The following is a 26574-nucleotide window of genomic DNA, read 5'->3' as shown; positions in this document are numbered from 1 at the left end:
TATCAAGATCAATTCAGTTCCGAAGCCGGCGAAAACTCTAAAAGCTTTTCTGCTTTCAAAAAATAAATAGTTCTTCCAATTCGATGGATAATTCTATTTTCTTCCAGCACGTCAAGATAACGGTAGAGAGTAGCCCGACTGATGTTCAGCAGTCCCGACAGCTCGGTAAGGCTACAGGGAAGTTGAACTGGAGAAGTATGACCCGCGCGTATGTAAAGAGATAAAAGCCATGCACTTAATCTGCCCTCTCCCGTACGGCTTGAACAATCGGCAAGTCGTCCGGTTAAATGAGTAACCCGGTCAGACAAATAAACAATATAGTTTTCAGCCGATTTGGGCTCAGCGCAAAATAAGCGCTGCAGGCAGTCTCGTCGTATTTGCAACAAATGTCCAGCTTTATCAGCATATAAATCTGATGGAGCTTCTTCCCCTATTCGAAAAGCTGCTCCAACTCCGAATAAATCTCCAGTTTGAAATCGTTTTAAAAACAACTTTGTGTCTTTTCCAATCCTGCGAAAAGCTTTCCATTCGCCTGAAAGCACCAAAATAACTCCTTTAGGGTCATGAATCAATTCTCCACGCCCATATTGAAAGCATCTGCAAGCATCATCGTAAAAACAATTTTTTACAATTTTATCATCAACACGGTCAAAAAAAAACACCTTTGAAAAAAGCGAAAAGTCCTTTTCTTCTTTTGAAATCGGTTCCATAAATCCTCCAACTTGCCTCTTATAATACAAATTACACTTAAAGTATATCTAATTTCCATTATTTAGTCAAGTCTATCAAAAAAAGAGGCGTTGCTTTTGCAGCGCCTCCTTGAAGAAAAAGTCCTACTTATTTATCTTCGGAATCGTCCGTATCTTTGGTATCACAGCAACCGCAGTCACAGCTGTCATCGAGTTCAAATTCCAGTGGTGTACCACAATTCGGGCAATCAAGATGTCCGTCCGAAAGGATGTCCTCTGTCAGACAAACTGTTTCATTACAATTAGGGCAAGTGACTTCATAATAGGTGTCATCGTCCTCATCATCGCTGTCATCATCTTCGTCTTCGTCATCTTCGTAGAAATCCTCTTCCAAAGAACCGAGATCTTCATCGACAGCGTCGAGCTGGTCTGCCATATCATTCATGCTATCTTCTGCTTCGGAAATAGACAACGCCATATCATCCAATAAATCAATAATTGCATTAATTACTTTGACTTCTTTTTTATCGGCATCCAATTCCAAACCTTCCGTTAAGCCACGAATATAAGCAACTCTTTCCGTATTTGTCATGATGTGCCTCCTTTTAAATAAATCATTTATTTTCTACCAAAAATAGTTTGGATTACGCGCGCTCCATATATTCACCCGTACGGGTGTCAATGCGAATCATTTCGCCTTCATTAATAAACAAAGGAACTTTGATTTCTGCACCAGTCTCCAAGGTAGCTGGTTTGGTCGCATTGGTGGCGGTATCTCCTTTAAAGCCAGGATCTGTTTTTGTGATTTTAAGTTCTACAAAGTTCGGCGGCTCAATACCAAACACATTTCCTTTATAAGAAAGCACTTTGCATTCCATGTTTTCTTTTACGAACTTAAATCCATCACCGAGAACATCCTCATTAATCGGAATCTGCTCATAAGTTTCCGTGTCCATAAAATAATAAAGATTTCCATCTTTATAAAGATACTGCATCGGTTTACGCTCAATGAAAGCAGTCGGATATTTATCATTCGGGTTAAATGTTCTCTCTGTTACGGCACCGGTAATCACATTACGGATTTTAGTACGGACAAAAGCAGCGCCTTTTCCAGGCTTTACATGCTGAAATTCAATAATCGAAACGACCTGGCCGTCCATCTCGAACGTAACGCCATTGCGAAAATCACCTGCAGAAATCATAGATATTCCTCCACTATTTTATTTACTCTTATCAGTTTATATTATTTCCGTGAAAAATTCAAGCTCTTTTTCCTCAAAAGCAGGTTAAATCAAATCTTTTAAAGCCTGCAGAGCCAAAAAATAGCTGGTCTTTCCAAATCCAGAGATTTGTCCTGCACAAACCGGCGCAATCACACTCAAATGGCGAAATTCTTCACGTGCATAGATATTGCTCATATGGGTTTCAATAAACGGAATTCTTACGCTGCTGATTGCATCGCGTAAAGCATAGCTATAATGAGTCAGTGCCCCAGCGTTGATAATTACGCCATTATAAACGCCGCGTGCTGCATGGATCTGATCGATCAGATCCCCTTCGTGGTTCGACTGATAGATATCCAAATCATAGCCCATCTGCCCCGCAAGATCTTTTACCTGCTGATAGATACTTTCAGCAGTCTCTTCCCCATAAACACCTTTTTCGCGGATGCCGACCATATTTAAGTTAGGCCCTAATAAAAACAGAATTTTCTTTTTATTAGCCATTTTCTTCACTCCTTATTGGAAATATACAAGCCATTTTCTCGAAGGTACTCTCGAATTCGATTTTCCTTGCTGCGCCGATAAACAAACGAGCGTTTACTTTCCGGAGTCTGTGGCGTCAAAAGAATCGATCGCAAACCGGCAAGATTTGCACCAACTATATCGGTAAAAACCTGATCTCCAATTACAACGGTATTATGTCTGGAAGAATGTAAACGTCTCATAGCAGCAAAATAGCTGAAAGGAAGAGGCTTACAGCCTAATGACAAAGAATCCAGATAATATTTGGCTGCAAAGGGCGAAACTCGTCTTTTAAAATTATTGGATAGAATGATAATTTGAAAATTGTTTTTGAGCATTTTCTGAACCCATTCAATTGTTCCCGGGTATGGTGTTTGCTTACCGGGCGCTGATAAAGTATTATCCACATCCAGGATAATTGATGAAACCTCCATTTTATGAAGAATCTCCGGAGTAATATCCGTCACTTTATCTGCTCCCAAAGTAGGGATTGAATATCTCGTGTCTATCAAAGTGGATTCCTTTCTGTCCAGTAAATTTTCGATAAAAAAGCGGGCCTAAAAGGCCCGCTTTCTATTGGATACCTCTGAAACCTACAACGCATTCGGAACAAAATTACCGATATTTGCGTTTACGGGCTGCTTCGGACTTTTTCTTGCGCCGAACAGAAGGCTTCTCATAAGCCTCACGTTTCCGGACTTCTGCAATCACGCCGGATCTTGCGCATTGCTTTTTGAACCGCCTGAGGGCACTATCCAGAGACTCATTTTCTTTAATTCGGATCTCAGCCATTTATCTTCCCTCCCATCCGCTGACTAGGCAGGGGTATTTGTAATCATGTTACATGAAAAATATTATACCGATTTTCAGTGGAAATGTCAAGCCTGTATTAGAAGTTTCTGTTGTTCTGTCGAAAAGCGAGCTTTTTGTAAAAATCTGCTTGACAACCTTATAATTAAGTGCTATTATAAAACTCGCGTCGCGGGGGAAAATTTCCACTCGATACATCACAGAGATAGGGGCATAGCTCAGCTGGTAGAGCAGTGGTCTCCAAAACCACGTGTCGAGGGTTCGAATCCTTCTGCCCCTGCCATTTGGCTCGGTAGTTCAGCTGGTTAGAACGCTAGCCTGTCACGCTAGAGGTCGACGGTTCGATCCCGTTCCGAGTCGCCATTTTGCTGCTATGGCTCAGTTGGCAGAGCACATCCTTGGTAAGGATGAGGTCATGCGTTCGAATCGCATTAGCAGCTCCAAGTAAATCCCGAAATCCATATAGATTTCGGGATTTTTTTGATGCTTATTTCTCCGCAAAATACTAAATTTGATATAAAAGGCAAGAGCGACTTACCAAAATTTGATAAGCCGCTCTTGCCTTTTTGCAAAAAATAGAATTGAAAGAAGGAATATTTCATAACGATCTCAATTTAAATTGAGATCACATGAGCAATCTTATAAAGTTCCATATTAAACTCGCGCTTTTTATTCAAAGCTTCTGTAATATCCAAATCGACAATTTTTCCATTTTGCATAACAACAACACGGTTGCTATTGCCCTCGTGCAGTAGCTTTGCTGCACGATATCCCATTTCGCTTGCTACCAAACGATCCCGCAGGGTTGGAGAACCACCGCGCTGTACATGCCCCAGGATCGTCACTCTCGTTTCAATTCCTGTTTCATTTTGAATGCGCTTTCCCAACTCTTCTACCCCGCCGACGCCTTCTGCAACAACAATAATAAAATGGCGCTTTCCGGCTTTCTGCGTAAATTTCATGCGATCCACAATATCTCGCTGAAAATCGAAAGGAACTTCTGGGACCAGGATGGAAGTTGCACCCACTGCGATACCGGACTGCAAAGCAAGTTCTCCGCAGCGGCGTCCCATAACCTCTACAACACTGCAGCGATCGTGAGATTCTGTTGTATCACGCAGCCTATCGACCATCTCAACGACCGTATTCATTGCGGTATCAAAGCCAATTGTATATTCACTGGAGGCAATATCATTATCAATTGTTCCCGGAATACCAATACAAGGAATTCCAGCTCCAGTCAGATCTCTTGCACCGCGAAAAGAACCATCGCCGCCAATAACGACCACACCGCTGATGTCAAGTTTGTGACACATATCAGCCGCTTTTTTTACACCTTCCGGCGTATTAAATTCCGGACTGCGTGCTGTATAAATTATTGTTCCACCACGATGGATAATATCCGAAACACTCCGCAAATTCATTTCCACCGTATCGCCGGATAGAAGTCCGTTATATCCACGTTTTACACCGATTACACGCATTCCCAGATAAAGTCCGGTACGTACGACTGCTCGAACAGCTGCATTCATTCCAGGGGCGTCTCCGCCGCTTGTTAAAACTGCAATTGATTTCGCTCCCATTTGGTAGTCCTCCTATTTGCTTTAATCGGTTTTTATTTTACTTTAGTTTATTATAATATAAAGTTGTTAAAAATACAACAACTCAAAACATGGATTTTTCTCTCTTCTATATAGAAAAATGAATCACTGTTCCACAAAGGCAACATTTTCATCCCCAAGAAGTTTGCGTAATTCCCGAAGCAAGGGTTCGTTGACGTCAACAGCCATAGACCGAGGTGCCCGGAAAAGCTTCTTCTCTTTTTGAAACACGACATAAAGAGGGACAATGCCATCAAAGATTGCCAGATCTTTTTTTGCCTGAATCCATTTTGAGTCTTCTTCCCCGGCTACTTTAAGATAAAGCCCGGGTTTTGGATGATGCTTAGAAGAAAGATCGGCAGAAGTTTTGGGTGATTCTTCTGATGTTTCGACTTGTTTCGGATCCGATACTTTTTCCAAAGACTCAAGGATCAGCTTTGGGGCTTCGTCTTCTCTTGCACTAATTTTTCCATAAATCTTCAAAATGATTCCTTCCTGCAGAAGAGAAAAATTCTCTTCCAAAATTTTTGAAAACACCAAAACTTCAATTGACCCATACAGATCTTCAAACGTTAAAAAAGCGATGGTAGAGTTTTTCTTTGTCGTTTTTAATTTTTTACGGGTAATAATTCCGAGAAGCCATACCATGTCTCCATCGTGATACTGACCGCTTTCTTCCTGAAGATCATCTATGATCTCCCCTATTTTGGTGATTCCAGGCTGACGATAGCAATCCGAAAATGGAGACATCGGATGCCCCGAAAGATACATTCCAGTCACTTCTTTTTCCTGAGCTAATTTTTCAGAAGCAGAATAATCAGGCACTTTAGGTAAATGAAATTCTTCCTGTTTCTTTTCTTTTCCAAGATCAAAAAATCCGATCTGTCCATCCAGATTTTTTCGGTGATCCGAATCCAAATAGGCCAAAACTGATTCTACGGCTGATGCCATCTGATGTCTATTTCCATCCAAATCATCCATTGCACCGCACTCTATCAGGCTTTCCAATGCGCGGCGATTTATGAGTCCATAGGTTCTTTTGCAAAAATCGTAAAAGGAAAGGAAAGACCCATTTTCTTGACGCATTTTGATAATTGTCTCTATTAACCCACGGCCAAGATTGCGAACAGCAAGAAGTCCAAAGCGAATATCTCTTCCCGAAACGGTAAATCCAACCATACTCTGATTAATTCTGGGCGGCAAAACACGAATTTTTAGTCGGTCACATTCTGCAATATATTTAGAAAGTTTATTCGTATTGTCCAAGACGCTTGTCATTAGCGCTGCCATATACTCTTTTGGATAAAAGCACTTTAAATAGGCTGTCTGATACGCAAGATACGCATATGCTGCCGCATGAGATTTGTTAAACGCATAGGAAGCAAAGCTCTCCATCTCGCTGTAAATTGCTTGAGCTGTCTCTTCCGGCACCCCATTGCGCAGACATCCAGGCACTTCTATTGTGCCGCCTTTCGAAACCAGTCCATGGATAAAAATCTCACGTTCTTTCTGCATGACGTCATGTTTTTTCTTGCTCATTGCACGGCGCACAATATCTGCTCGTCCAAGACTATATCCGGCAAGAGAACGAAAGATCTGCATGACTTGTTCCTGATAAACGATACAACCATAGGTCACCTGCAGAATCGGTTTTAAAAGCGGATGACGGTAGGTCACCTTTTCCGGATGGTGCCGATTTTCAATATAGCGCGGAATTGATTCCATAGGTCCGGGGCGATAAAGAGAGATTGCAGCAATCAAATCTTCCAGAGAATCCGGCCGAAGCTGCATAATCATACTGCGCATTCCGGAAGATTCAAACTGAAAAACGCCGTCCGTTGCGCCGGCACTGATCATTTGAAACACTTTAGGCTCATCAGTCGGGATTTTATTCACTAAAAAATTGGAATTGTGAACATGAATCATTTCGACTGCATCATGAATAACGGAAAGATTTCGCAATCCCAGAAAATCCATTTTTAAAAGGCCCAATTCCTCCAGCGTCGTCATCGTATACTGACAGACAACAGAATCCCCATTCTTTGCGAGCGGAACATATTTTGCGATCGGCTGATCCGTAATCACGACGCCTGCCGCATGAGTAGAAGCATTTCTTGGCATTCCTTCGACTTTGCGAGCCATGTCAATTAGCTCATGAATCTGCTCGTCTGCTTCATATCGTTCTCTCAGCTTCTGAGAACTTTCCAGTGCTTTCTGCAGAGTGATATTTTTCATCTTCTGATCATTTGGTACCAACTTTGCCACTTCATCCACGGTAGCATATGGGATTCCCATTGCCCTGCCGACATCACGAATGGAGCCTCTGGCAGCCATCGTGCCGAAAGTAACAATTTGTGCCACATGATCTGCACCATATTTCTGAACGACATAATCGATCATCTCAGACCTACGATCATCTGCAAAGTCAATATCGAAATCCGGCATGCTGACACGCTCCGGATTTAAAAAGCGTTCAAACAGCAGATCGTATTTCAGCGGATCGATCCCGGTAATTCCAATACAATATGCCGCTAAACTTCCGGCACCGGACCCACGTCCAGGGCCCACCGGGATTCCGACTTCTTTTGCATGACGAACAAAATCATGGACAATCAAATAATAGTTCACATAGCCCATTTTCTGAATGGTGTCCAATTCATATTCGAGGCGCTGCACAATCTCGGGAGCCGGATTTTCTCCATAATGAAGATGAAGGCCTGCGTAACATTTTTCCCGAAAATACGTAAAATTCTCTTGCCCGTTCGGCGTATCAAAATGAGGCAGTTTTGTCTTTCCAAATTCAAAGGTCACATTGCATCGCTCTGCGATTTTATTGGTATTATCCGCTACCTCAGGATGATCTGGGAAAAGCGACCGCATTTCTTCTTCCGTTTTATAATAAAATTCCTCGCTGCCAAACTCCATCCCATTTTTATCATCAATCGTATGGTTCGTTTGAATACAAAGAAGAACATGGTGCATTTTGCTGTCTTCTTTTGTAAGGTAATGACAATCATTTGTCACCACTAGCGGGATTCCGGTTTCATTCGAGAGACGAATCAAAAATGGGTTAATTCGTTTCTGATCCGGCAAACCGTGATCCTGCAGTTCCAGATAAAAATGATTTTCTCCGAAAATATCAGAATACCGTAACGCCGCTTTTTTCGCTTCCTGATAGTCTCCAGCAGATAAAGCACGCGGAATTTCTCCAGCTAAGCAGGCAGAAAGCGCAATAATTCCTTCATGATGCTGTTTTAAAAGTTCAAGATCCACCCGCGGCTTATTGTAGAATCCCTCGATCCACGCATGGCTGACAAGCGCAATCAGGTTCTGATAGCCTGTATTGTTTTCACACAGCAATACCAAATGATAGCTTTGGCCATCGAGCTCATTCGTTTTATCAAAACGAGTCCTCTGTGCAACATACACTTCACAGCCGATAATCGGTTTAATTCCACGCTTTTTTGCGGCTTTATAAAAATTAACAGCCCCATACATGACCCCATGATCTGTAATGGCAACCGCTTTATCTCCTCTTTGGGCCGCGAGATCCAGCAGCTGCTCAATCCGACAGGCACCATCCAAGAGACTATATTCTGTATGAAGATGTAAATGAGTGAACAAAAATGGTACCTCCGACTCTATAAGATCAATGTTTTTGTAAGTTTTCCGATTGCTCAATCAGTTTCTGCAAACGATGATTGACACCGGAACGAGAAAGCGGCGTTTCTAGACTTTGCCCAAGCTCTCGTAAAGAAAGCTCCGGGTTTTCATAGCGCTTTTTCGCGAGTTCCCGTAATTCTTCCGGAACAGCAGTCCAGCCGCCTAAATTCAAAAAGCGCTCAATTGCTTCAATCTGCAAAGCCGCGGCAGATGCTGTTTTCCCAATATTGGCCGTCTCAAAATTTGTTTTTCGATTGACATTATTTCGGACCTCTTTGAACATTTTTGCCTGCATCACTTCCATAGAGGATTGGACAGCCCCAAGATAAGTGAGAAAATCAGAAATCCGATCTCCGCCGGTCAGATAAACAACATAAGCTCCCTGCCGCCTGGAAATTATCGGCCGCAAAGCAAGTTCAGGCACTTCTGTCAAAATGGCGCTCAAGCTTTTTGCAAGGTGAAAATGCGGCACTACAAACTCCAAACGATATTCCTTCTGAGGATCGACTCCGGTTCCGCAGGAAAGAAAAGCACCCCGCAGAAAAGCACTCAGGCAGCATTCATTTTCCAAAACCGCATGGTTGAGAAGTAAATGTATCTCATTCCCATCATGACCAAACATATTTAGAATTTTTCGGCGATCTTCAATATCTTCCACTGATACAACGAACGCCGTGTGTTCAGCACGGCGAAGAATTCTTTTCATCTCAACGATAGCTCCGGATACTTGTGCAATCATTTGTGATGCACAATGTGCAGCGTCAGAGCTTTCCGTCGTAAACGAAATTCCATTTAATGAAAAAGAACGACCAAAGAGTAAAATGCCATAGCATTCCGCCGTACGACAGCAGATACGCGAAGCTTTCTGTTTGCTCAGTTCTGATTTAATTGCAGAAGCAAAAGACACGTCCTGCTTCCCTCCTAGTTCTTTTGAATATCACGATGATTCACACTGGCATGCATTCCCTGCGCGATCAGATGATCATAAAGCAGCTGTGCAATTGCTACTGAACGGTGATGCCCACCGGTACAGCCTACTGCAATGACCAGTTGACTCTTCCCCTCATTGCAATAAAGAGGCATCATATAATCAATCAAATCGAGCAGGCGCTTAATAAATCCCTGCGTTTGTTCCCACTTCATCACATAAGCACGAACAGGTTCATCGAGTCCATTCAAATTACGCAGTTCTTCCACATAATAGGGATTCGGCAAACACCGCACATCAAACACCAGATCCGCTTCCGTCGGCATCCCATATTTAAATCCGAAAGAAACACAATGGATACTCAACGCATTGGAAGCATTGTCAAGAAAAAGGCTGTCAATGCGCTGCTTGAGCTGTGCTGGGGATAAAAGTGAAGTATCGATCAAATAATCCGCACGTTCCCGTACCGGACGCAGAATTTCCCGTTCCAATTTTACTGCCTGTTCAATTCCATGGGTATCTTCACTTAGAGGATGCTTGCGGCGAGTTTCTTTAAAACGATTCTGAAGGACAATGTCGTTCGCATCCAAAAACAGAATTTTATATGGCTTATTTTCTCTTTTTAAGTTATCAAGGGCTTCAAAAAGGCTGGAAAACATATCTCCGCCACGGATATCCGTTACCACTGCGACCTGAGAAATTTGAGGTTGTGCCTGCATACACAGATCATAAACAGGGGAAATTAGTTTTGGAGGAAGGTTATCGATACAATAAAATCCGATATCTTCCATTGCATGCATCGCACGCGATTTTCCAGCTCCTGAAAGACCGGTAACAATAATAAAATCCATTTTTTCCTCCTCTTTGTGTTCTTCTTTGACTAAGAGAGATAGCGGACCTCACATTCCAGAGAAATGCCAGTTTGCTGCAAAACCGTTTTCTGAATTTCTTCAATTAAAGACAGCACATCTGTGCAGGTAGCGCCCCCCATATTGACAATAAAGCCAGCATGCTTCTCACTGACCATAGCGCCCCCAACTCTGGCACCCTTTAACCCGCATTGTTCAATCAAAGTCCCGGCGAAATGTCCCTCAGGGCGTTTAAACGTACTCCCGGCACTTGGTAATTCCACTGGCTGCTTTGCTTTTCTCCGCTTCAAAAGTTCTTCCATCTGCATGGAAATTTGCTCCTGATTTCCTTTCTTTAAGCGCACAACAAGGGAAGTAATCAAGCATCCATTTGTTTGATAGGCACTGGAACGATAACCGAGCTCCATTTCTTCTCCCATCAAGAAGCCTGTCCTCCCAGAACGGGTCACATGCGTAGTTGAAAAAAGCACATCGCTCAACTGACCGTCATAAGCCCCCGCATCCATAAAAGCAGCACCGCCGGCAGAACCGGGGATCCCCCATGCAAATTCAAGTCCAGACAGTGAATTTTTGCGTGCAAAATTACAAAGGCTTGCCAAAGTAGCTCCTGCCCCACAATTAATGGTGACAGGATCTGCTAAAGAAATTTTCCGAAAATCTCCGTTGAAATTTAAAACCGCGCCGCGAATTCCATCATCACTTACCAGAAGATTGCTTCCGTTTCCAAGCGGCAGCAACGGAATTCCCAATGCTCCTGCAGCCTTGATCACATCTTTCAATGCAATAATATTGGAAACCGTAATAAACAAGTCCACCGGGCCGCCAATTTGAAAAGTAGTATGGCGACTCATCTGTTCATTTTCTATTACTTCACACCCCACATTTTGGGCCGTGCGTTTTAATATTTCTAGCTTTTCCATCAAAATCCTCCTTCAGATAGGGCATGGTCCTCAAAGACATGGGTATAACGCTGCAAATATTTTTTCAATCGTTCTATATTCGAATTGATAATCAGCTCTTCCGGGAAATTCAATTCTTGCAGTAATGCCAAAGCCTGAGGAAATTTTCCTACATTCGCTGAAAAATGAGAATCGCTGTTCACAACAATCGGTGCTGAATATTTTTTGCATAGCTGCATAATCTTTTTACAATTTGAAGTTGACTGTGACCGGACAGAAAAAGTAGCTTCATTCAATTCGACTAATTTTCCTGCATCTCGAAAAACCGGAATCATTTTTTCATAATCAAAAGGAAAACGAGGATCTCCGCAATGACCAATTACGTTTACTGCAGGATTTTCTGCAATCCCCTGCCATGCACTTGTCACATCATTCTGTTTTCCTTCACTTTGAAAGCATGGTGGATGAATCGACGCAACAACCCAATCCATCCATGGCTCCGCCTCTTTTTCGAGATCAATCTTCCCTTCCATGTTTAGTACATTGGTTTCTTGGCCGCGAAGGACTAATATGCCATGGTAAAGATGCGGAATTGATCGGAGATTAGAGAAATACCAAGTACCGGCCTTAGGCGCGCCGGGCATCTCTACTCCATGATCTGTAACAGCAATTGCAGAAAGCCCCATTTCAGAGGCTGCGGTCACCATTTCCTGCAAAGTACTATATGCGTGCGTAGAAGCGACTGTATGCGTATGCAAATCAGCGATAATCTTCATTCGTTCGTCCTTTCCAACATTTAAAACGATAAATCCAATTTTGTTGCCTTCTGTTTCATCATATCAGGGTCCATTCCAAGATGTTTTAACAATTCCTGTGCCCCATTATATCCCATCTTTTTCTGACGATTGTTCATTGCTGCTACTTCGATAATAACAGCGAGATTTCGGCCAGGCTTTACCGGGATAGTCAGTACAGGAACTTTAACCCCTAAAAGCTCTGTATATTCATTATCAAGACCCATTCTGTCATAGATCTTTTGATTGTCCCAAAGTTCCAGATTAATAATCATATCCAATTTTTCGCTCATTTTAACAGCACCCATACCAAAAATACGGCGGGCATTGATGATTCCAATTCCTCGAAGCTCAATAAAATGACGAATATTTTCTGGTGCCTGACCAATTAAGGTCTCTACAGAAACTCGACGAATTTCCACTGCATCATCTGCAACCAACCGATGGCCGCGTTTGATCAGTTCCACTGCAGTTTCACTTTTTCCGACGCCACTGTCTCCCACCAAAAGGATTCCTTCTCCATAAACTTCCACCAAGACTCCATGGCGCGTAACACGAGGAGCTAACTCTTCGTTTAAATAGGCAACTAAAGCTGCAACAAGACTGCTTGTTGTATCTGATGTCTCTAAGACCGGAATCTGATAACGCTTTGTAGCGGCAAGAAGTTCCGGTGCCGGAGTTAGATTCCTCGCAATAATAACGACCGGCGGCTTAGCCGAAAAGATTTTGTCTAGCACTTCCGTTCGGCGCTCCGGTGTACAATCATTTAAAAAAGCAGTTTCGGCATTTCCAATAATAATAATGCGAGTGGTATCATAATACTTGAAAAAGCCATTGAGTTCCAGTCCTGGGCGATTGACATCTTTTGAAGAAATCAAGACCTCATCTGGATTACAGGGCATACTGACAATATTCAAAGAAATTTCCTGAATGATTTTTGAAAGACTAACCGTAAAATTTTCTGCCAATCTTAACACCCTCTTTTCCTATTGTAACGTCCTAAAAAAAAATTATTTTCTAATAAACTTACAATAGATTTATTATATCGCATAGAAGGATAAGTTTAAAGTCAAAACCAAAAGATTTTCTTTTAAGAAAACAGAAATTGTGTTATAATGAAGGCACTTAAAAATAATTCAAAAAAATTTTTGTACATTTAGCATAAATGGAGGACTTCCAATGAGAATTGCATTATTTTCCGGAGCAAGTAATGCGCACAGTGATGCATCTGCATATGTATCAATTCTGAAAAAAAGCCTTTCCCGTGCAGGACACACTGTTTTGCTGGTTACCTGCGATCCGGAAGCAGATGATTGTTACACTCAAGATGATACTGTTTTTTGTCCCGCAAAGGTATCTTCAAATTATTATGGCTATGCTGTAAAATCGAGTATGCTTTCCCCTGTTTACGATATTATGGAGGCATTTCGTCCTAATATTATTCACGCGGTAACAGCAGATGATATGGGGCTTTCTGCGCTTCATGTAGCCGAAACAAACCAGCTTCCGTTTGTGCTGACTCTTTTAAATCTTTATGATACGACCGAAGATGCCGGCATTAATCGCGTTTATGACAGTCTTCTCAAAATGAAAGCTCGCAGCACTTTACGAAAGCTGTGCACTGCTGCTGATACCATTTGCGTTCCTTCCGGGAAAACAAAAGAGATTCTTCGCAAACTTGATATTCACTGTAAAATGCATCGGTCTCCTTTTTGCGTCGATCTTGAGACTTTTTCTCCGATCCATGGAATCGATTTGGAAATGCGTGAGCAGCTGCAGATTCAGCCGGACGAAACTGCATTTGTTTTTGCCGGCAGATTAATGGGCGACTGCGGTGTCAATGAACTACTCCAATATTGGAATTCCAGTGTTTCGGTGCAGGATCGGCTGCGCCTGATCATTGCCGGAAGCGGACCTGATTCCGCAATTCTAACAGAGCGCGCCAAGATGCTCGGAATTTCTTCAAAAGTCACTTTTGCAGGAGATCTTTCAAAAGATGATTTGAATCGCTGCTTTTCATGCTGCAGAGCATTTGTCAGTGCCAGCAAGTCTGCCGCTATCAAAGCTTCTCCTCTAGAGGCAATGGCGGCCGGCCTTCCAGTCCTTTTGGAACAAAGCAGTGCAAATGCTGAACTAGTAAGAGAAGGTGTCAACGGATTTCTGTTTGAACATGCTTCTCAATTGGGTGATAAACTGCGTATGCTAAGCCAGCTTGACTTAGAAGGCGAAGGCCTTCTCCGAAAATTGGTGAGAAGAAGCACGGCAGGATTAACCTGTGAAGCACTTGCCGCTATTATGGTGCAAGATTATCGAAATGCAATGGAACACCCGCACAGCGCAGAAAAAGCAAATAGTGGTTCTATGCATATTCATCATGTTTCCAAAAAGCCACAAAATAATCATTAAACTCAAAGCTGCCGAATTTTTTAATTATTTTTCGGCGGCCTTTTTTATTTTCATAACAGGAGGAACGGAAATGCTAAAAGAAATTGAATCCAGAAGAAGTATTCGAAAATATCTTACCCGTGATGTTACAGACAAACAAATCCTTGATTTAATCGAAAGTGCAAGGCTTGCTCCCTCCGGGGATAATACACAACCATGGAATTTTATTGTTGTTCGGTCTACAGCCATCAAAAATGCTTTAATTTCCGCAGATCACAATCAAGGATGGATAAAAGAAGCACCTGTTCTGTTGGTCTGTACTGCAGATATTACCTGCAGAAAAAAAGATGGTCCCTTTCATCTCGATGAAAACAGTCCAGAACCGGAATTGAAGCAAATTATCCGCGACACTGCCATTGCTATTGAAAATCTTTTGTTGGAAGCGGAACATGATGGCCTTGCGGCCTGCTGGACCGGCTGGTTCGATCAAAAAGATGTTCGCCCAATTTTGGGAGTCCCTGAAAATCAATATATCTGTGGAATTATTCCGATTGGATATTCTGCAGAAGCACGTCCGGCTCCTCGTCCCAGAAGGCCTTTGGAAACTATGGTTTACTATGACTCGTGGGGAAATTCAATAAAATAAAGAACAAGGTCCAACCGATCAAAAAGCGGTTGGACCTTGTTTTATCTTAACCTTAAATTTTATTTTTTGGTCTGTGGTTTTGTGTTGGTAGCTTTTGCAGCAATTTTTTTGTTCTTTTTCTTATGTTCTTCCCAAGCCACATAAAGCGGCCCAGCAATACAAACAGAAGAATAGCAGCCGGAAATCACACCTACCATCATTGGCAGTGCAAATGTAGTGACACTAGGCAGATTAAAGATCGACCCTAACACAAATACACAAGTGATTGCAAAGAACGTGCACAAAGCGGTATAAATTGAACGAGTCAGAGTCTGATTCGTACTCAAATCCACTAACTCGGAATAGGAAGCACGCCCTCCCAGAAGCCGACGATTCTCACGAATACGGTCATAAATGATAATGGTATCATTTAGCGAATAACCAAGGATTGTCAAAGCAACGGCAATAAAGTTATCGTTAAGCGGAATTCTAAAAATAATGAATGTGAAATAAATCATCAGGACATCGTGCAGCAAAGCAACAATGGCCATTGTTCCGGCAGGAAGTCCGCCGATCTTTTTAAAGCGCAGAGACACATAGAAAACAAGCAGTAATACCGTAATAATACATGCAACAATACACTTCTTAAAGAAATCGCTTCCCATCGTTGGATTGATAGAACTGGATTCAACGACTGTAAATTGAGAGTCTGGATACTTTTCGCTCAAAGTCTGTGCTATCTGCGTTTGCTGATCAACTGTAATATTATCGGTACCGGCAAAGCTGATCGAAACACTCTTCTTCTGCGATCCTCCAGCCATATCTCCTAAAAGACGAACAGTTGCATCTCTTCCGGTAATATCTTTTGCAACTTGCTCCATGTCATTTGACTGGAGTTCTCCCTGGTAGGAATATTTAATCACGGAACCACCTTTAAATTGAATATCCAATTGTGTACCAAAGATCACATTACAGATGATCCCGATTGCAAACAAAGAAAGGGAAAGGGCAATATAAATTTTTTTATTCTCGCTAAATCCAATATGGAATTTATAAATCCCCGTAGCCTCAGGATTAGCAGCCATCTTTTTCTCAGAAAGACCGCCAAAAAACCAACGCTTACGGAAGCATTTAAAGGAGGACAGAGACTTCGTCATTGTACGGGTTGTAAAGACACCGAAGATGAAGTTCCCGATGTTGCCAATCAGCAATGTATATCCAAAAGAATAAATCGATCCGGTGGTGCTTGGGCCAAAGAAAGAAGAAAGGATATTCGTTGGGCCAAAAACCAGCATCAAAATAACAGATACAATAATTGTGGTAATGTTGCCATCAAAGATTGCCCAAAAACTATTTTCATCACCGGCACGAATTGCATTGTCTATGCTCTTCCCTGCACAAATCTCTTCCTTAATACGGGTTGCTGTAATAATATTGGCATCGACGCCCATACCGATGGAAAGAATAATACCTGCAATGCCAGGTAACGTCAGAGTAAAGCTGTTAACAAATGGGAAGTATCCCGATACGGCCGCAAAGCAAAGTGCAATCTGACCGCATAGAGAAATAATTGCAACAACACCGGGCAAACGAAATACAAACAACATAAACAGGCAAATCCCGGCAAAACCGATAATTCCTGCAATCAGCATTGCCTGCAGAGAAGTTGTTCCCAAAACCGGACTGACGGTACTAAAACTGGTCGTATTCAGTTTAAACGGCAAAGCACCGGAATTGATCTGATTTGCAAGTGTCGAAACTTCTTTTGCTGTAAAAGAGCCTTGAATAACGGCTTTTCCACCAGTAATACCAGTTTCTCCATACTGAGTTTTATCTACGCTCGCATAAGAAATCATGGTGTCATCCATCCAGATGGAAAGGGTCGATCCTTCATTTGCTATTTTTTTCGTTGCATCTGCAAATTTCTGGGCACCTTCATCCGTAAATTCCAGAGAAACCACATATTCCTCTTTGCCCGTAGACTGATTATTTTGGACTGCAGCACTTGCTGATTTCACATCTTTTCCTTGCAGCAAAATACTGGAAGCCGTTGTACCAGTCGGACCGGTCTTAACAATATTTCCATTGTCATCGGTAGTCTGACTGGAATATTCATTTCCTTCTCGGAAAGTCAGCTGCGCTGTTGCAGAAAGCTCATTGATTGCTTCTTCCGGATCGAATGTAACTTCTCCATTTTTCCATGGAAAACGAACAATGATCCGTTCATGATTGTAGTCGGCATACAGCTCATAATCCGTAATATTGTTTTTGATTAAACGGGTTTCAATGACAGATTTTGCAGAATCCATCTGCTCTTTTGTCGCTGTCGTTCCTTCCGTATCCGGAGAGAAAGTAGCTTCTACACCGCCGTTAATATCAATTCCCCATCGGATATCTCCAACACCTTTTATGTACGTTGTTGACGTATCTCCATCTAATTTGTACAGGCCAAAAGCAGATGAAAAAGTAAAGAGAAAGATGAGAATTGCGACAATGAAAAACATGGGTTTTTTCACTCGTTTCATATCGCCTGATCCTCCTACATCATTGATTTGTACGACTTACATCATAAAGATTAAAATAAATTACAAAGCAATTATTTATTGTATAGGAATTTTCTCAAAAAGTCAATTCTTCTATTTTGCAATTTCGAATACACATCTTAAAAAAGTCGGAGACATCCTTTGGAGTCCCCGACTTTTTTTGGTTATTTCTTTTTTACAGAAATATATTTTATTCGGATTTTAGTAATTTCTTGCAAGCTGCAATTTGTACGCAGAGACACAACAAATCTGCGGCGGTCTTCAGTTCCTCAATCGGCGGAAATGATGGCGCCACTCTAATGTTGATGTCCTCTGGATCTTTGCCATATGGGAAGGTCGCTCCTGCATTTGTCAAAATTACTCCAGCTTTTTTACAAAGAGAAACAACTTCTTTTGCACAGCCTTCCATTACATTAAGACTGATAAAGTAACCTCCATTAGGATGGGTCCAATCTGCAATTCCTTTTCCGGCGAGTTCTTTATCGAAAGCAGCCTCGACTGCTTCAAATTTAGGCTGCAGAATCGCACGATGCTTTTTCATATGTAGTTTTACATGGTCAATATCTTTTAAGAAAGCAATATGACGCAGCTGATTCAGCTTATCAGGACCAATTGTCTGATAAGAAAAATGCTTTCTAAAAACTTCCAGATTTTTTTCGCTGGCAGCGATTGCTGCTACACCTGCACCTGGAAAAGTAATCTTACTCGTAGATGCAAAGAAGATAGGCAAATCGACACTATTCAATTTACGGCACTCAAGCCAAAGATTGAGTAAGTGGTCGGGCGTATCCGTAAGATCATGCACACAATAGGCATTATCCCAAAAAATATGGAAATCATCAGCTGCAGGTTTCAGCGCAGCAAAACGGCGCACTGTTTCATCACTATAAGTAATTCCGGTCGGGTTCGAATATTTCGGGACACACCAAATTCCTTTGACTGTGGGGTCGTTCGATACCCATTTCTCCACTTCATCCATATCAGGACCAGTAGAAAGCATCGGAATCGAAATTAATTCAAAGCCAAAATACTCTGTAATTGCAAAATGACGGTCATATCCCGGTGATGGGCACAAAAACTTTAAATGTCCCTGTTGGCTCCACGGTTTGCAGCCTTGGAATCCATGCGTCATACAGCAGGAAATCGCATCAAACATCATATTGAGGCTGGAATTTCCTCCGATAATAATATTGTGATCATCCATTCCAAGCAAGTTGGCAAAAAGGTTCCTCATTTCGGGCAAGCCGTCTGCAACACCGTAATTGCGGCAATCCTCTCCGCTGGAAGCTTTCATGTTTGATTTGGAATTCAGTAGATCCAGCATCTCCATAGAAAGATCCAGCTGCGCAGTGCTTGGCTTTCCGCGTGCCATATTTAAATTCAAATGCTGATCTTGATAATTCTGATATTTTGCCATCAGGTTGTTATAAAGCTCTGATAACTCTTGCTTAGACATTGACTGAAATTCCATCAAAGCATCTCTCCCATCGTTTCCTTAACTATTGTAACTTTGTGAAAACCTAAATTATTGTATAATAATTCTTTCGAAAATGCAAGTAAAAAATTTAAATCCTGCAGTTAAACCATAGTTTGAGAAAAAAATGTAAAGAATATGGGCAATTAGGCTATTAAAAAATGCAGATTAAAATTCAGCAGATCCTGCCGTTCTTGGGAAAGGAAGCACATCACGAATGTTCTGAATTCCTGTAAGATACATGATCAGCCGCTCAAATCCGAGACCAAATCCAGCATGCTTTGCTCCGCCATAACGTCTTAAATCCAGATACCAATCATAATCCGATTCCTGCATATGCAGCTCTTTCATCCGTGCCAAAAGGAGCTCAAGGCGTTCTTCCCTTTGACTTCCCCCTATAATTTCTCCAATTCCGGGTACCAACAAATCAGAAGCTGCAACCGTTTTTCCATCCTCATTGAGCCGCATATAAAAAGCTTTGATTTCTTTTGGATAGTCAGTCACAAAAACCGGCTTTTTAAAAATTTGCTCTGTCAGATAGCGTTCATGTTCCGTCTGCAAGTCGCTTCCCCAAGAAACCGGATATTCAAACTGATCATTTTGCTTTTTCAAAAGATCAACTGCGTCTTTATAGGAAATTCTCACAAAATCAGACGTAATTACATTTTTTAGACGATCTAAAAGCTGCGTATCCACAAACCGATTAAAGAATTCCAAATCCTGCGGGCAAGTATCCATCACATATTTGATAACCGATTTCATCATCGCTTCTGCCAAATCCATATCCTCTTTTAAATCTGCAAAAGCGATCTCCGGTTCAATCATCCAAAATTCTGCCGCGTGGCGCGTTGTGTTAGAATTTTCAGCACGAAAAGTTGGCCCAAATGTGTAAACTTTTCCAAAAGCTAATGCCATACATTCTGCTTCCAACTGGCCGGATACGGTCAAAGAAGTATGCTTTCCAAAAAAGTCCTGACGATAGTCAATATTTCCCTCCGGTGTTTTAGGAGGATTGTTAAGATCAAGAGCCGTTACATGAAACATTTCACCGGCTCCTTCACAATCGCTGCCGGTAATCAAAGGCGTATGCACATAGACAAAACCATTTTCCTGAAAGAATTTATGAATTCCATAAGCTGCTGCGGAACGTACCCGAAATGCTGCAGAAAACGTATTCGTCCTCGGGCGCAAATGTGCAATTGTACGCAGGTACTCCAGGCTATGACGCTTTTTCTGCAACGGATAATCCGGTGTAGAAGTTCCCTCGACAAAGATTTGAGACGCATGAATCTCAAAGGGCTGCTTTGCCTGTGGGGTCAGCTTGAAATCCCCGATCACCCGAAGCGCTGCTCCTACATTTGTTTTAGCAATCTCTTCAAAATTTGAAAGCTTGTCTTCCTCAAAAACAATTTGAATTCCTTTAAAACAGCTTCCATCGTTTAGTTCAATAAATCCTAAATGCTTATTGCTTCGAATCGTGCGAACCCATCCGCAAACAGTGACCGATTCATCCTGATATGATTCTGCTTTCTGATAGAAAAATCTAATTTCTGTACGTTCCATTGAAAGCCCTCCATTTGATTGTTAATGCTTTTAGTTTATTCCTTCAAAAACGGCTCTGCAAGTATTATTCTTCAAAAAACAAAAAATTAGACTTGATTTTTCTTTGAACATTCGATATAATATTAAAGTCGCCAATAAAAAGACAAGCAATTACCATTTGGAGAGGTATTCTAATGGTAAGGAGCCACATTGGAAATGTGGTGTGCCGCAAGGCATTGAGCGTTCGAGTCGCTTCCTCTCCGCCAAAAAGAAAAGCAATTCATTTTTGTGAATTGCTTTTCTTTTTTATTGCATCTTTTGTGTCATTTACTCAACTTGGATACGTAATTTTAGCTGCGCAAAACACTTTAAACTATTTTCTTACAGCCCTTTTTCCGCAATGATTTTTTCAAATTTCTTACCAGAAAGGATTTCATTTGTTACAAATTCGCCATTAAAAAACAAACTATAAGAAGTAAAGGGAGCAGGAGCGTTCTGTGCCTGTTCCGCGGTTTCAAAGCGAATTGTCTTAAATGGAATACTCTTCTCATTAGCAACAGCTTCAATCAAAGGTACATATTTTGCTGTAAATGGGCATTGATATGTATAGTAAAGCACAAAACCCTGTTCTTCTATTTTTGGAGATTTAACGCTGTCCTTAAAGCGAGGTTTGTCAAATACCTTTCCAAAAGGCAAATACAATAACTCGTAAAATGGCTCTGCAGTATCAGCTAATTCAAAACCTTTATGTCTTAAATACTTTGGATCTGAAAGAAATGGCATTTTCTTTTTAGAAGATAAAACTACAAGTCCCTGTTTCCCTTTTTCTTTGCTGTCCTTAATACATTCCTCCAACAGAAGATTAGAATTGCCCTGTCCCTTAAATTGTCCCGATACCCAAAGACAATCTATGTACATATATCCATCCGCTTTAATCGGTGACCATGCTTTTTCAGCAGGAATATACTCAATAAAACATTTGCCTCGTACATTGCCTTTTTTAAAGACAAGTCCATCAGAAAATCTCTCCGCAAGCCAAGACTTTTTTGCGGAGACCTGACAATCATTGTTATTTGAAATGGCACAGCAAATATGTTCTTGCTCTAAATTATCTTTTGTAACAGTAATAATTTCCATATAGCGTCTCCTTGGCTTCAAAACCCAATTGGACAACAAGGGTAGTATGCTCATAAGCCCGGTCTCTTTTATTATTTTCCCTTTCCAAACCGCATCGGGCAAACTGTTCTGCATTTATTACAGTTGACAACATTAAAACCTCTTGCATTGGTTCCATATGTATTTGGCCTGCATTTTGCCTGATTTGTGCAGCTGCCATTCAAGGCTTGAGTTGGACAGCTTTGAATGCATAGGCTGCAACCGTCAATACAGATATTCTTGGCAAGTGGGTCGGATTCAAGATTGAGATCCGTAAGGATTGCTCCTAACGTTAGTAAATTACCGTACTCCTCATTTAGAAGTAATGTGTTTTTGCCCAGTGTTCCAAGCCCAGCGAGCACGGCGGCATGTTTCATGGATATCAAGCCACGCCCCTCCATTTTTTCCGAATCCCAATATTCATAAGGATCGTCTGAGGGAAGCGGTACAGCATACCCACCATAAAGCCTTTCAATTCCTTTTGCTGCTCTAAATGCCACCCAGTCAACATTCGGACAGGTACTGTTATTAAAATAGCCATATATGAGTCTCGAGTCGACCTTTGTTAATCCCTTTGGAAGAGCAATTCCAAATACAATGACCGATTGACAATCCGGGAAAATATCTTTTGGGTGAAACCCTACAGGTGCTTCAGAAAAGCGGTCGATATTCGCAAAGCCGCACACATCCGCACCCAAGTTCAAAATAAAATTCTTGATTTCTTTCTTCATGCCTCGAACCCCCTTACATGCCGGTTACATAACAATTTAAAGTAAATATAACATAAAAAGACGAAAAAATCCACATGCAGGTTTAAAACCTGTATGTGGATTTTTTGGTGCGCGAGACGGGACTTGAACCCGTACGTCATACAACACACGCCCCTCAAACGTGCCTGTCTGCCAATTCCAGCACTCGCGCATCTCAGCGACTCAAATAGTATAGCACTTTCTATCATATCTTGTCAACCGGATTTTCACTTTTTTAAAAAATCCGAACGCATATCTGTTCAAATTCAGATTTGGTAAAAAACGCATTTAAAACTTTCGGTAATGCATTGGTACTAAGGTGTTCAGGTAATTGCAGATAGTTTAAAAGCTGCCTACGCTTCTCTGCACTTTGGTCACAACCGGATAATCCTAAAAAGAACAAGTCCTGTTTTGTAATCTGATTTTCAGGCGTTTTTAAAGTTTCAGACTGCCCGTCAATTGCGCCAGATCGGCGCAGTGCTTCCAAAATAATTTCTTTTGGGACTCCCTCTACGCCAAGCTTTCCTTCTTTTCCGGGCTTTTCTTTTCGGCGTTCCTTTCCAAAAACATCGGGAATGTAAGCATGCTTGATATACTCGGGACCAATCGCCCCCACCAAAAAATTACGGATCTGAAATCCAGCCGAATCACTATCCGTAAGAATCAGAAGTCCCCGCGTTTCTGCTAGATGACGTAACAGGTCAAGCTGCTCCCGGTCTTGAAAAATTCGAAAGCCATGTGTTTGTAAAATCAATGCATCAATTATGGAAGATAATTTAATTTGATCATATTTACCCTCTACTACAACTGCTTCATTGATATGAATCATCTTTTAATCTCCTTTGGCAGTCAGCAATAATTCCGCCAACGTTTTTTCTAAAATAATTCTGCGGTTTCCTCGAGAACTTTTCAGCGCTAAATCCGCTTTTTCCAGTACATCTAAGCTCTTGCGCAAAACCGACATAGAAAGATCACGCACTTCTCTTTCTGCGCGAGTCAGTACAAATTCCCGTCTGGAATAATCAAAATATTTTCCCACATCCAAAGCACGATTTCCGCTTTCGATTGCTGAGCGTACTCGATACAAATCCATATAGGTTCCGGACAACACCGACAGCAGAGAAATCGGCTCTACATTTTGAGCAAATAACTGATCCAATAAAAGATAAGCCTTATCATAATTTCCCGCAAGAATCCATTTACTCAAATCATAGATACGAACTTCGAGAGTTTTCGTCACCAGCTGATCGATTGTCTCTTTCGTGATCTCCCCTTCTCCTGTATAAGCACAAAGCTTTTCCAATTCCTGAAGGAGTGTACTCAGATCAGTTCCTGCGGATGCAATAATTTTATCTGCATTAAATTTAGAAAGCGTGCAGTTATGTTTAGAAGCCCCGGTACAAAGGATCTTTGAGAGTTCCTGCTGACTTTTTCTCGGAAATGTCACGACAGTTCCATTCTTTTTGCAAAGGTCTAAAATTTTCTTCCATTTTTTATCTTTTGCCGATAAAATATTTGGGGAAAGCTGATAAATTAACAAAACCGTTGTCTCAGGCACTTCTGATATCAGCTGTTCCAGCTTCTTCATCTCATTTGGGGTACGTCCGTCCAAAGTCAAATCTGAAACCGCTACACACTTTTTATCTGCCATAAACGGCAGTGCCTCTGAAGCATCTCCAAGATCATCTGCAGAAGCATCTCCGGAAAAGCGCTGAAAATTAAAATCTGACGCATCCTTCCCCACTACTTTTTTGATGATCCGATTTGCCCATTGGGACACCAAATATGGTTCTTCCCCATAAAGCAAATAAAGGCCTGATAGTTGATTCTGCTCGGTAATTTTGCGCAAATTCGGCTCTGAGACAATCGGCATTATGCACTCCTCCTGATTTTAATCGTATTATCCGGCTTCATCTCCAAAACAAAATTTCCATTCCCATCTGTAATATAAATTGGAACATTCAATTTAGCGCTGCTCTTTTGCAGTGAAGAAGACAAATAATGATTTAAAAAGATATTATTTGGCTGAAAGGGTTTTGAAGATTTTGGAAGATCAACTCCAAAATAAAAATCTGCATTTTGAAACGATTCAGGCAGAGAATCAAGTGACGTTCCTTTAGAACAAATCAAAAGTTTTGTATCATTTATAGTGGCAAGAGCTGCACCACGGACAACTGTAATTCGGATTTGATCCCATAGCTCAATCTGAGAAGCAGTTCCAAATGCATGAACACTTTCGGCTTTTGGCAATGCAATTCGGATAGAATCTTCCAAATATGTGGCTGGCTGCAGCAATACATGATCCGGTTTCCATTTCGAGATCAAATCAGAAGCTGCCCATTCTTCTGAAGGTTTTTTCGTCAAATAGGAAAGGAAACAGACCTCTTTTGTATTTTGCTCTCGAAGAGCATAATCAATCAGCCTGCTCTTTGTATTACAGCCGATCACTGCACTCTTCCCATTTTTTGTAAGAATGAGACTAGTTTCCTTTCCTCCTCCTACAAACGTGACCCATGTGGCATTATAGCTTTCGAGTTGACATCCAAAAATTCCTGCAAACAAAATACAGACGGATAAAATCCCCGCTGCCTGTAAATTTTTCTTTGAGCAAAAGCAAAGGAGCGTAATCCCAAGCAGTAAAAAGACACACATCAAAAAGAATTGAGAAAAATCCTCTGATATCGAAATAGAAGCATACGGCAGAGAAGCAATCCAATGTACCATTTTTAAAATTCCATCTGCAAGATGCTCTGCTGCCCATGAAAATGGAATTACTAAAATTTTCGCACCCGGAATTCCCCCTAAAACTGCGGTACCGGCAACTGTATAAAGAAAAAGTGTTACCGGCCAAAGCAAGCAGAAATTCGAAAGGAAGGATACCGGAGTAAACGTGTGAAAATAAATCAGGATAACCGGAAGTGTAAAAAGCATTGAAGAAATCGTCAGAGAAAGAATCTTGCTGAAGTTTTTTAAGACTCTATTGTCTCGCACTTTTTCCGGTAAACGATGAAGAAAATAGGTTGTAAGCGGAGAAGCAGCAATCAGAATTCCAAGCGTTGCGCTGACACTGAGCAAAAATCCTGGATCTGCTGCCGAAAAAGGATCCAGCAAACAAATCAGGAAAACGGCAAATCCCAATGAATTCAAACTGTCTGCCCGCCGATAAAAGAATCTTCCAATCAGCATGATCAAGTACATGATTCCGCTGCGGAGGACTGAGGGAGTAAACGCTGTAACCGCCATGAAAAGCCAAATTCCAAATACTGCAAAAAGGTTCTTTCGGCGACGGGAAATCGGCACAAATGTCAAAAGGAAGAAAAAGAGCTGCGTCATAATTGCCATATGAAATCCGGAAACACTCATTAGATGACTGACTCCGGCCATTCGAAAATCGTCCACAACTTCTTGGCTAAGAGAAGCCTTATCCCCTAAAAGCAGTGCTCCTCCAAGGCCGGCTGCTTTTTTTGAAAGATGATCCCATATATTGCTCAGCAGTTGCTCCCGCAGCTTCATTGGAAATGCAGTCAAAGGATAGTTCTGTGGCGTCTCATAGGAAAAAGGCATATATTCAAAGATATAGCCTTCCAAAGAAATTCCTTTAGACCACGATGAAAAGGAATCGGAAGTAGAATAAAAATGTGCTCTACAAGTTAGAGTGTCAAAGCTCTCTGCACCGAGTGCCTGTTTTGACGAAAGGCGAATCGTTTTTCCAATTAATTCATCTGTGTCTGTTCCTTCGCAGGAATCCACCTTCACTATATAATAAAACTTCTCATTGGATAGTTCCGGTGTCTCCATAACCGTTCCGGTTACCGTTGCTTCTCGATCATCGAACGATTTAACAGACGAAATATTCCAATCACTGACTGTAAAAACGGCAAAAGCGACCGCAGCGGTCAGAAACACCACCGGAAAACAATAAGTCTTTCTGCAAAATGGAATCTGCATCAAAATGAAAAAGGATAGAAAACATCCAATAGAAAATCCGGCAGTCAGCGAGTAATTTTTTAAAAAGACAGCGGCCACCTGTGCCAGCAGATATGTAAAACCTACTAACGCAAGCGGCCGTTTCATAAAAATTCCTCCTTGTTTGCCTGCAAAAA

23 protein-coding genes and 5 tRNA genes are annotated in these 26574 nt (G+C 41.5%); 6 read left to right on the top strand and 22 right to left on the bottom strand.

The genetic code is table 11. The annotated features are described in order from the left end of the window. Nucleotides 1–8: 8 nt before the first annotated feature. The 6 genes from ACVS9P_RS05675 to rpsU form a co-directional block, all read right to left on the bottom strand. Complete coding sequence (locus tag ACVS9P_RS05675) at nt 9–710, bottom strand: Crp/Fnr family transcriptional regulator (protein WP_452102636.1); 702 nt, start codon at nt 708–710, stop codon at nt 9–11. 127 nt (nt 711–837) lie between these two features. Continuing rightward, nucleotides 838–1281, bottom strand: coding sequence for a CD1247 N-terminal domain-containing protein (locus tag ACVS9P_RS05670; RefSeq protein WP_452102635.1), 444 nt, complete (start codon nt 1279–1281; stop codon nt 838–840). A gap of 52 nt (nt 1282–1333) precedes the next feature. Beyond that, nucleotides 1334–1891, bottom strand: coding sequence for an elongation factor P (gene efp, locus ACVS9P_RS05665; protein WP_452104649.1), 558 nt, complete (start codon nt 1889–1891; stop codon nt 1334–1336). 84 nt (nt 1892–1975) lie between these two features. After that, complete coding sequence (gene aroQ / locus ACVS9P_RS05660; protein ID WP_452104648.1) at nt 1976–2416, bottom strand: type II 3-dehydroquinate dehydratase; 441 nt, start codon at nt 2414–2416, stop codon at nt 1976–1978. A 5-nt stretch (nt 2417–2421) separates the two neighbouring features. Further along, on the bottom strand, nt 2422–2946 hold the full coding sequence (locus ACVS9P_RS05655; protein ID WP_452104647.1) for a YqeG family HAD IIIA-type phosphatase: 525 nt from the start codon (nt 2944–2946) through the stop codon (nt 2422–2424). 103 nt (nt 2947–3049) lie between these two features. Beyond that, nucleotides 3050–3226: a 30S ribosomal protein S21 gene (rpsU, locus tag ACVS9P_RS05650; protein WP_180340819.1), complete on the bottom strand. Its 177-nt coding sequence runs from the start codon at nt 3224–3226 to the stop codon at nt 3050–3052. 225 nt (nt 3227–3451) lie between these two features. On the opposite strand from rpsU, the gene ACVS9P_RS05645 reads away from it, so the two are divergent. The 3 genes from ACVS9P_RS05645 (at nt 3452) to ACVS9P_RS05635 (ending at nt 3687) form a co-directional block, all read left to right on the top strand. Continuing rightward, nucleotides 3452–3527 (top strand) — tRNA-Trp (locus tag ACVS9P_RS05645). A gap of 3 nt (nt 3528–3530) precedes the next feature. Then, nucleotides 3531–3607, top strand: a tRNA-Asp gene (locus tag ACVS9P_RS05640). Between the two features lie 4 nt (nt 3608–3611). Further along, nucleotides 3612–3687 (top strand) — tRNA-Thr (locus tag ACVS9P_RS05635). Between the two features lie 171 nt (nt 3688–3858). Here ACVS9P_RS05635 and pfkA read toward each other — a convergent pair. From pfkA to hprK, 7 genes are all read right to left on the bottom strand, one after another. Beyond that, nucleotides 3859–4827, bottom strand: a complete 969-nt coding sequence (pfkA, locus tag ACVS9P_RS05630; protein WP_452104646.1) for a 6-phosphofructokinase — start codon at nt 4825–4827, stop codon at nt 3859–3861. 123 nt (nt 4828–4950) lie between these two features. Beyond that, entirely contained in the window at nt 4951–8469 is a 3519-nt protein-coding gene (locus ACVS9P_RS05625) for a DNA polymerase III subunit alpha (protein WP_452104645.1), read from the bottom strand. A gap of 25 nt (nt 8470–8494) precedes the next feature. Next, nucleotides 8495–9415 (bottom strand): DNA-binding protein WhiA, encoded by a 921-nt coding sequence (gene whiA, locus ACVS9P_RS05620; RefSeq protein ID WP_452104644.1) that lies wholly within the window; start codon nt 9413–9415, stop codon nt 8495–8497. Nucleotides 9416–9429: 14 nt separating this feature from the next. Then, the gene (gene rapZ, locus ACVS9P_RS05615) at nt 9430–10287 is read right to left on the bottom strand and encodes an RNase adapter RapZ (RefSeq protein WP_452104643.1); all 858 of its coding nucleotides are present in this window, start codon (nt 10285–10287) and stop codon (nt 9430–9432) included. Between the two features lie 29 nt (nt 10288–10316). Further along, nucleotides 10317–11225, bottom strand: a complete 909-nt coding sequence (gene murB, locus ACVS9P_RS05610) for a UDP-N-acetylmuramate dehydrogenase (RefSeq protein ID WP_452104642.1) — start codon at nt 11223–11225, stop codon at nt 10317–10319. After that, nucleotides 11225–11980: a phosphatase gene (locus ACVS9P_RS05605; protein WP_452104641.1), complete on the bottom strand. Its 756-nt coding sequence runs from the start codon at nt 11978–11980 to the stop codon at nt 11225–11227. Before ACVS9P_RS05605 ends, murB begins: the two co-directional genes overlap by 1 nt. A gap of 20 nt (nt 11981–12000) precedes the next feature. Then, complete coding sequence (hprK, locus tag ACVS9P_RS05600; protein ID WP_452104640.1) at nt 12001–12966, bottom strand: HPr(Ser) kinase/phosphatase; 966 nt, start codon at nt 12964–12966, stop codon at nt 12001–12003. Between the two features lie 211 nt (nt 12967–13177). Between hprK and ACVS9P_RS05595 the strand changes: the two genes are divergently transcribed. Both ACVS9P_RS05595 and ACVS9P_RS05590 read left to right on the top strand, forming a co-directional pair. Next, a complete protein-coding gene (locus tag ACVS9P_RS05595; protein ID WP_452104639.1) occupies nt 13178–14404 on the top strand; it encodes a glycosyltransferase in 1227 nt (408 codons plus the stop codon). A 70-nt stretch (nt 14405–14474) separates the two neighbouring features. Beyond that, nucleotides 14475–15029 carry a nitroreductase family protein gene (locus tag ACVS9P_RS05590; RefSeq protein ID WP_452104638.1) on the top strand — a complete coding sequence of 185 codons (555 nt, stop codon included), beginning with the start codon at nt 14475–14477 and terminating at the stop codon, nt 15027–15029. 59 nt (nt 15030–15088) lie between these two features. On the opposite strand, the gene secF is transcribed toward ACVS9P_RS05590, so the two are convergent. From secF to asnS, 3 genes are all read right to left on the bottom strand, one after another. Further along, complete coding sequence (gene secF / locus ACVS9P_RS05585) at nt 15089–17533, bottom strand: protein translocase subunit SecF (RefSeq protein WP_452104637.1); 2445 nt, start codon at nt 17531–17533, stop codon at nt 15089–15091. A 208-nt stretch (nt 17534–17741) separates the two neighbouring features. Continuing rightward, a complete protein-coding gene (locus ACVS9P_RS05580; RefSeq protein WP_452104636.1) occupies nt 17742–19022 on the bottom strand; it encodes an aminotransferase class I/II-fold pyridoxal phosphate-dependent enzyme in 1281 nt (426 codons plus the stop codon). A gap of 171 nt (nt 19023–19193) precedes the next feature. Beyond that, nucleotides 19194–20588, bottom strand: a complete 1395-nt coding sequence (asnS, locus tag ACVS9P_RS05575) for an asparagine--tRNA ligase (RefSeq protein WP_452104635.1) — start codon at nt 20586–20588, stop codon at nt 19194–19196. Nucleotides 20589–20747: 159 nt separating this feature from the next. On the opposite strand from asnS, the gene ACVS9P_RS05570 reads away from it, so the two are divergent. Continuing rightward, nucleotides 20748–20833 (top strand) — tRNA-Ser (locus ACVS9P_RS05570). 115 nt (nt 20834–20948) lie between these two features. Here the strand turns inward: ACVS9P_RS05570 and ACVS9P_RS05565 are convergent. The 6 genes from ACVS9P_RS05565 to ACVS9P_RS05540 form a co-directional block, all read right to left on the bottom strand. Further along, entirely contained in the window at nt 20949–21704 is a 756-nt protein-coding gene (locus tag ACVS9P_RS05565) for a YoaP domain-containing protein (protein WP_452104634.1), read from the bottom strand. A 71-nt stretch (nt 21705–21775) separates the two neighbouring features. After that, nucleotides 21776–22453 carry an epoxyqueuosine reductase gene (locus tag ACVS9P_RS05560; RefSeq protein ID WP_452104633.1) on the bottom strand — a complete coding sequence of 226 codons (678 nt, stop codon included), beginning with the start codon at nt 22451–22453 and terminating at the stop codon, nt 21776–21778. A 105-nt stretch (nt 22454–22558) separates the two neighbouring features. Next, a tRNA-Leu gene (locus ACVS9P_RS05555) sits at nt 22559–22643 on the bottom strand. 63 nt (nt 22644–22706) lie between these two features. Beyond that, nucleotides 22707–23300, bottom strand: a complete 594-nt coding sequence (locus ACVS9P_RS05550) for a toprim domain-containing protein (RefSeq protein WP_452104632.1) — start codon at nt 23298–23300, stop codon at nt 22707–22709. A gap of 3 nt (nt 23301–23303) precedes the next feature. Next, a complete protein-coding gene (holA, locus tag ACVS9P_RS05545; RefSeq protein ID WP_452104631.1) occupies nt 23304–24344 on the bottom strand; it encodes a DNA polymerase III subunit delta in 1041 nt (346 codons plus the stop codon). Further along, nucleotides 24344–26545 carry a ComEC/Rec2 family competence protein gene (locus ACVS9P_RS05540; RefSeq protein ID WP_452104630.1) on the bottom strand — a complete coding sequence of 734 codons (2202 nt, stop codon included), beginning with the start codon at nt 26543–26545 and terminating at the stop codon, nt 24344–24346. The genes holA and ACVS9P_RS05540 overlap by 1 nt, the downstream gene beginning before the upstream one ends. Between the last annotated feature and the right edge of the window lie 29 nt (nt 26546–26574).

The organism is Caproicibacterium sp. NSD3, from assembly GCF_053613275.1.
This window is presented reverse-complemented; position numbering and strand designations above follow the sequence as displayed.

What these genes read in the sequence shown, in the direction of transcription:
- ACVS9P_RS05675 (WP_452102636.1), bottom strand. Translation starts at nt 710, where the DNA reads ATGGAACCGATTTCAAAAGAAGAAAAGGACTTTTCGCTTTTTTCAAAG.
- ACVS9P_RS05670 (WP_452102635.1), bottom strand. Translation starts at nt 1,281, where the DNA reads ATGACAAATACGGAAAGAGTTGCTTATATTCGTGGCTTAACGGAAGGT.
- efp (WP_452104649.1), bottom strand. Translation starts at nt 1,891, where the DNA reads ATGATTTCTGCAGGTGATTTTCGCAATGGCGTTACGTTCGAGATGGAC.
- aroQ (WP_452104648.1), bottom strand. Translation starts at nt 2,416, where the DNA reads ATGGCTAATAAAAAGAAAATTCTGTTTTTATTAGGGCCTAACTTAAAT.
- rpsU (WP_180340819.1), bottom strand. Translation starts at nt 3,226, where the DNA reads ATGGCTGAGATCCGAATTAAAGAAAATGAGTCTCTGGATAGTGCCCTC.
- pfkA (WP_452104646.1), bottom strand. Translation starts at nt 4,827, where the DNA reads ATGGGAGCGAAATCAATTGCAGTTTTAACAAGCGGCGGAGACGCCCCT.
- rapZ (WP_452104643.1), bottom strand. Translation starts at nt 10,287, where the DNA reads ATGGATTTTATTATTGTTACCGGTCTTTCAGGAGCTGGAAAATCGCGT.
- murB (WP_452104642.1), bottom strand. Translation starts at nt 11,225, where the DNA reads ATGGAAAAGCTAGAAATATTAAAACGCACGGCCCAAAATGTGGGGTGT.
- ACVS9P_RS05605 (WP_452104641.1), bottom strand. Translation starts at nt 11,980, where the DNA reads ATGAAGATTATCGCTGATTTGCATACGCATACAGTCGCTTCTACGCAC.
- ACVS9P_RS05595 (WP_452104639.1), top strand. Translation starts at nt 13,178, where the DNA reads ATGAGAATTGCATTATTTTCCGGAGCAAGTAATGCGCACAGTGATGCA.
- ACVS9P_RS05590 (WP_452104638.1), top strand. Translation starts at nt 14,475, where the DNA reads ATGCTAAAAGAAATTGAATCCAGAAGAAGTATTCGAAAATATCTTACC.
- secF (WP_452104637.1), bottom strand. Translation starts at nt 17,533, where the DNA reads ATGAAACGAGTGAAAAAACCCATGTTTTTCATTGTCGCAATTCTCATC.
- ACVS9P_RS05580 (WP_452104636.1), bottom strand. Translation starts at nt 19,022, where the DNA reads ATGGAATTTCAGTCAATGTCTAAGCAAGAGTTATCAGAGCTTTATAAC.
- asnS (WP_452104635.1), bottom strand. Translation starts at nt 20,588, where the DNA reads ATGGAACGTACAGAAATTAGATTTTTCTATCAGAAAGCAGAATCATAT.
- ACVS9P_RS05565 (WP_452104634.1), bottom strand. Translation starts at nt 21,704, where the DNA reads ATGGAAATTATTACTGTTACAAAAGATAATTTAGAGCAAGAACATATT.
- ACVS9P_RS05560 (WP_452104633.1), bottom strand. Translation starts at nt 22,453, where the DNA reads ATGAAGAAAGAAATCAAGAATTTTATTTTGAACTTGGGTGCGGATGTG.
- ACVS9P_RS05550 (WP_452104632.1), bottom strand. Translation starts at nt 23,300, where the DNA reads ATGATTCATATCAATGAAGCAGTTGTAGTAGAGGGTAAATATGATCAA.
- holA (WP_452104631.1), bottom strand. Translation starts at nt 24,344, where the DNA reads ATGCCGATTGTCTCAGAGCCGAATTTGCGCAAAATTACCGAGCAGAAT.
- ACVS9P_RS05540 (WP_452104630.1), bottom strand. Translation starts at nt 26,545, where the DNA reads ATGAAACGGCCGCTTGCGTTAGTAGGTTTTACATATCTGCTGGCACAG.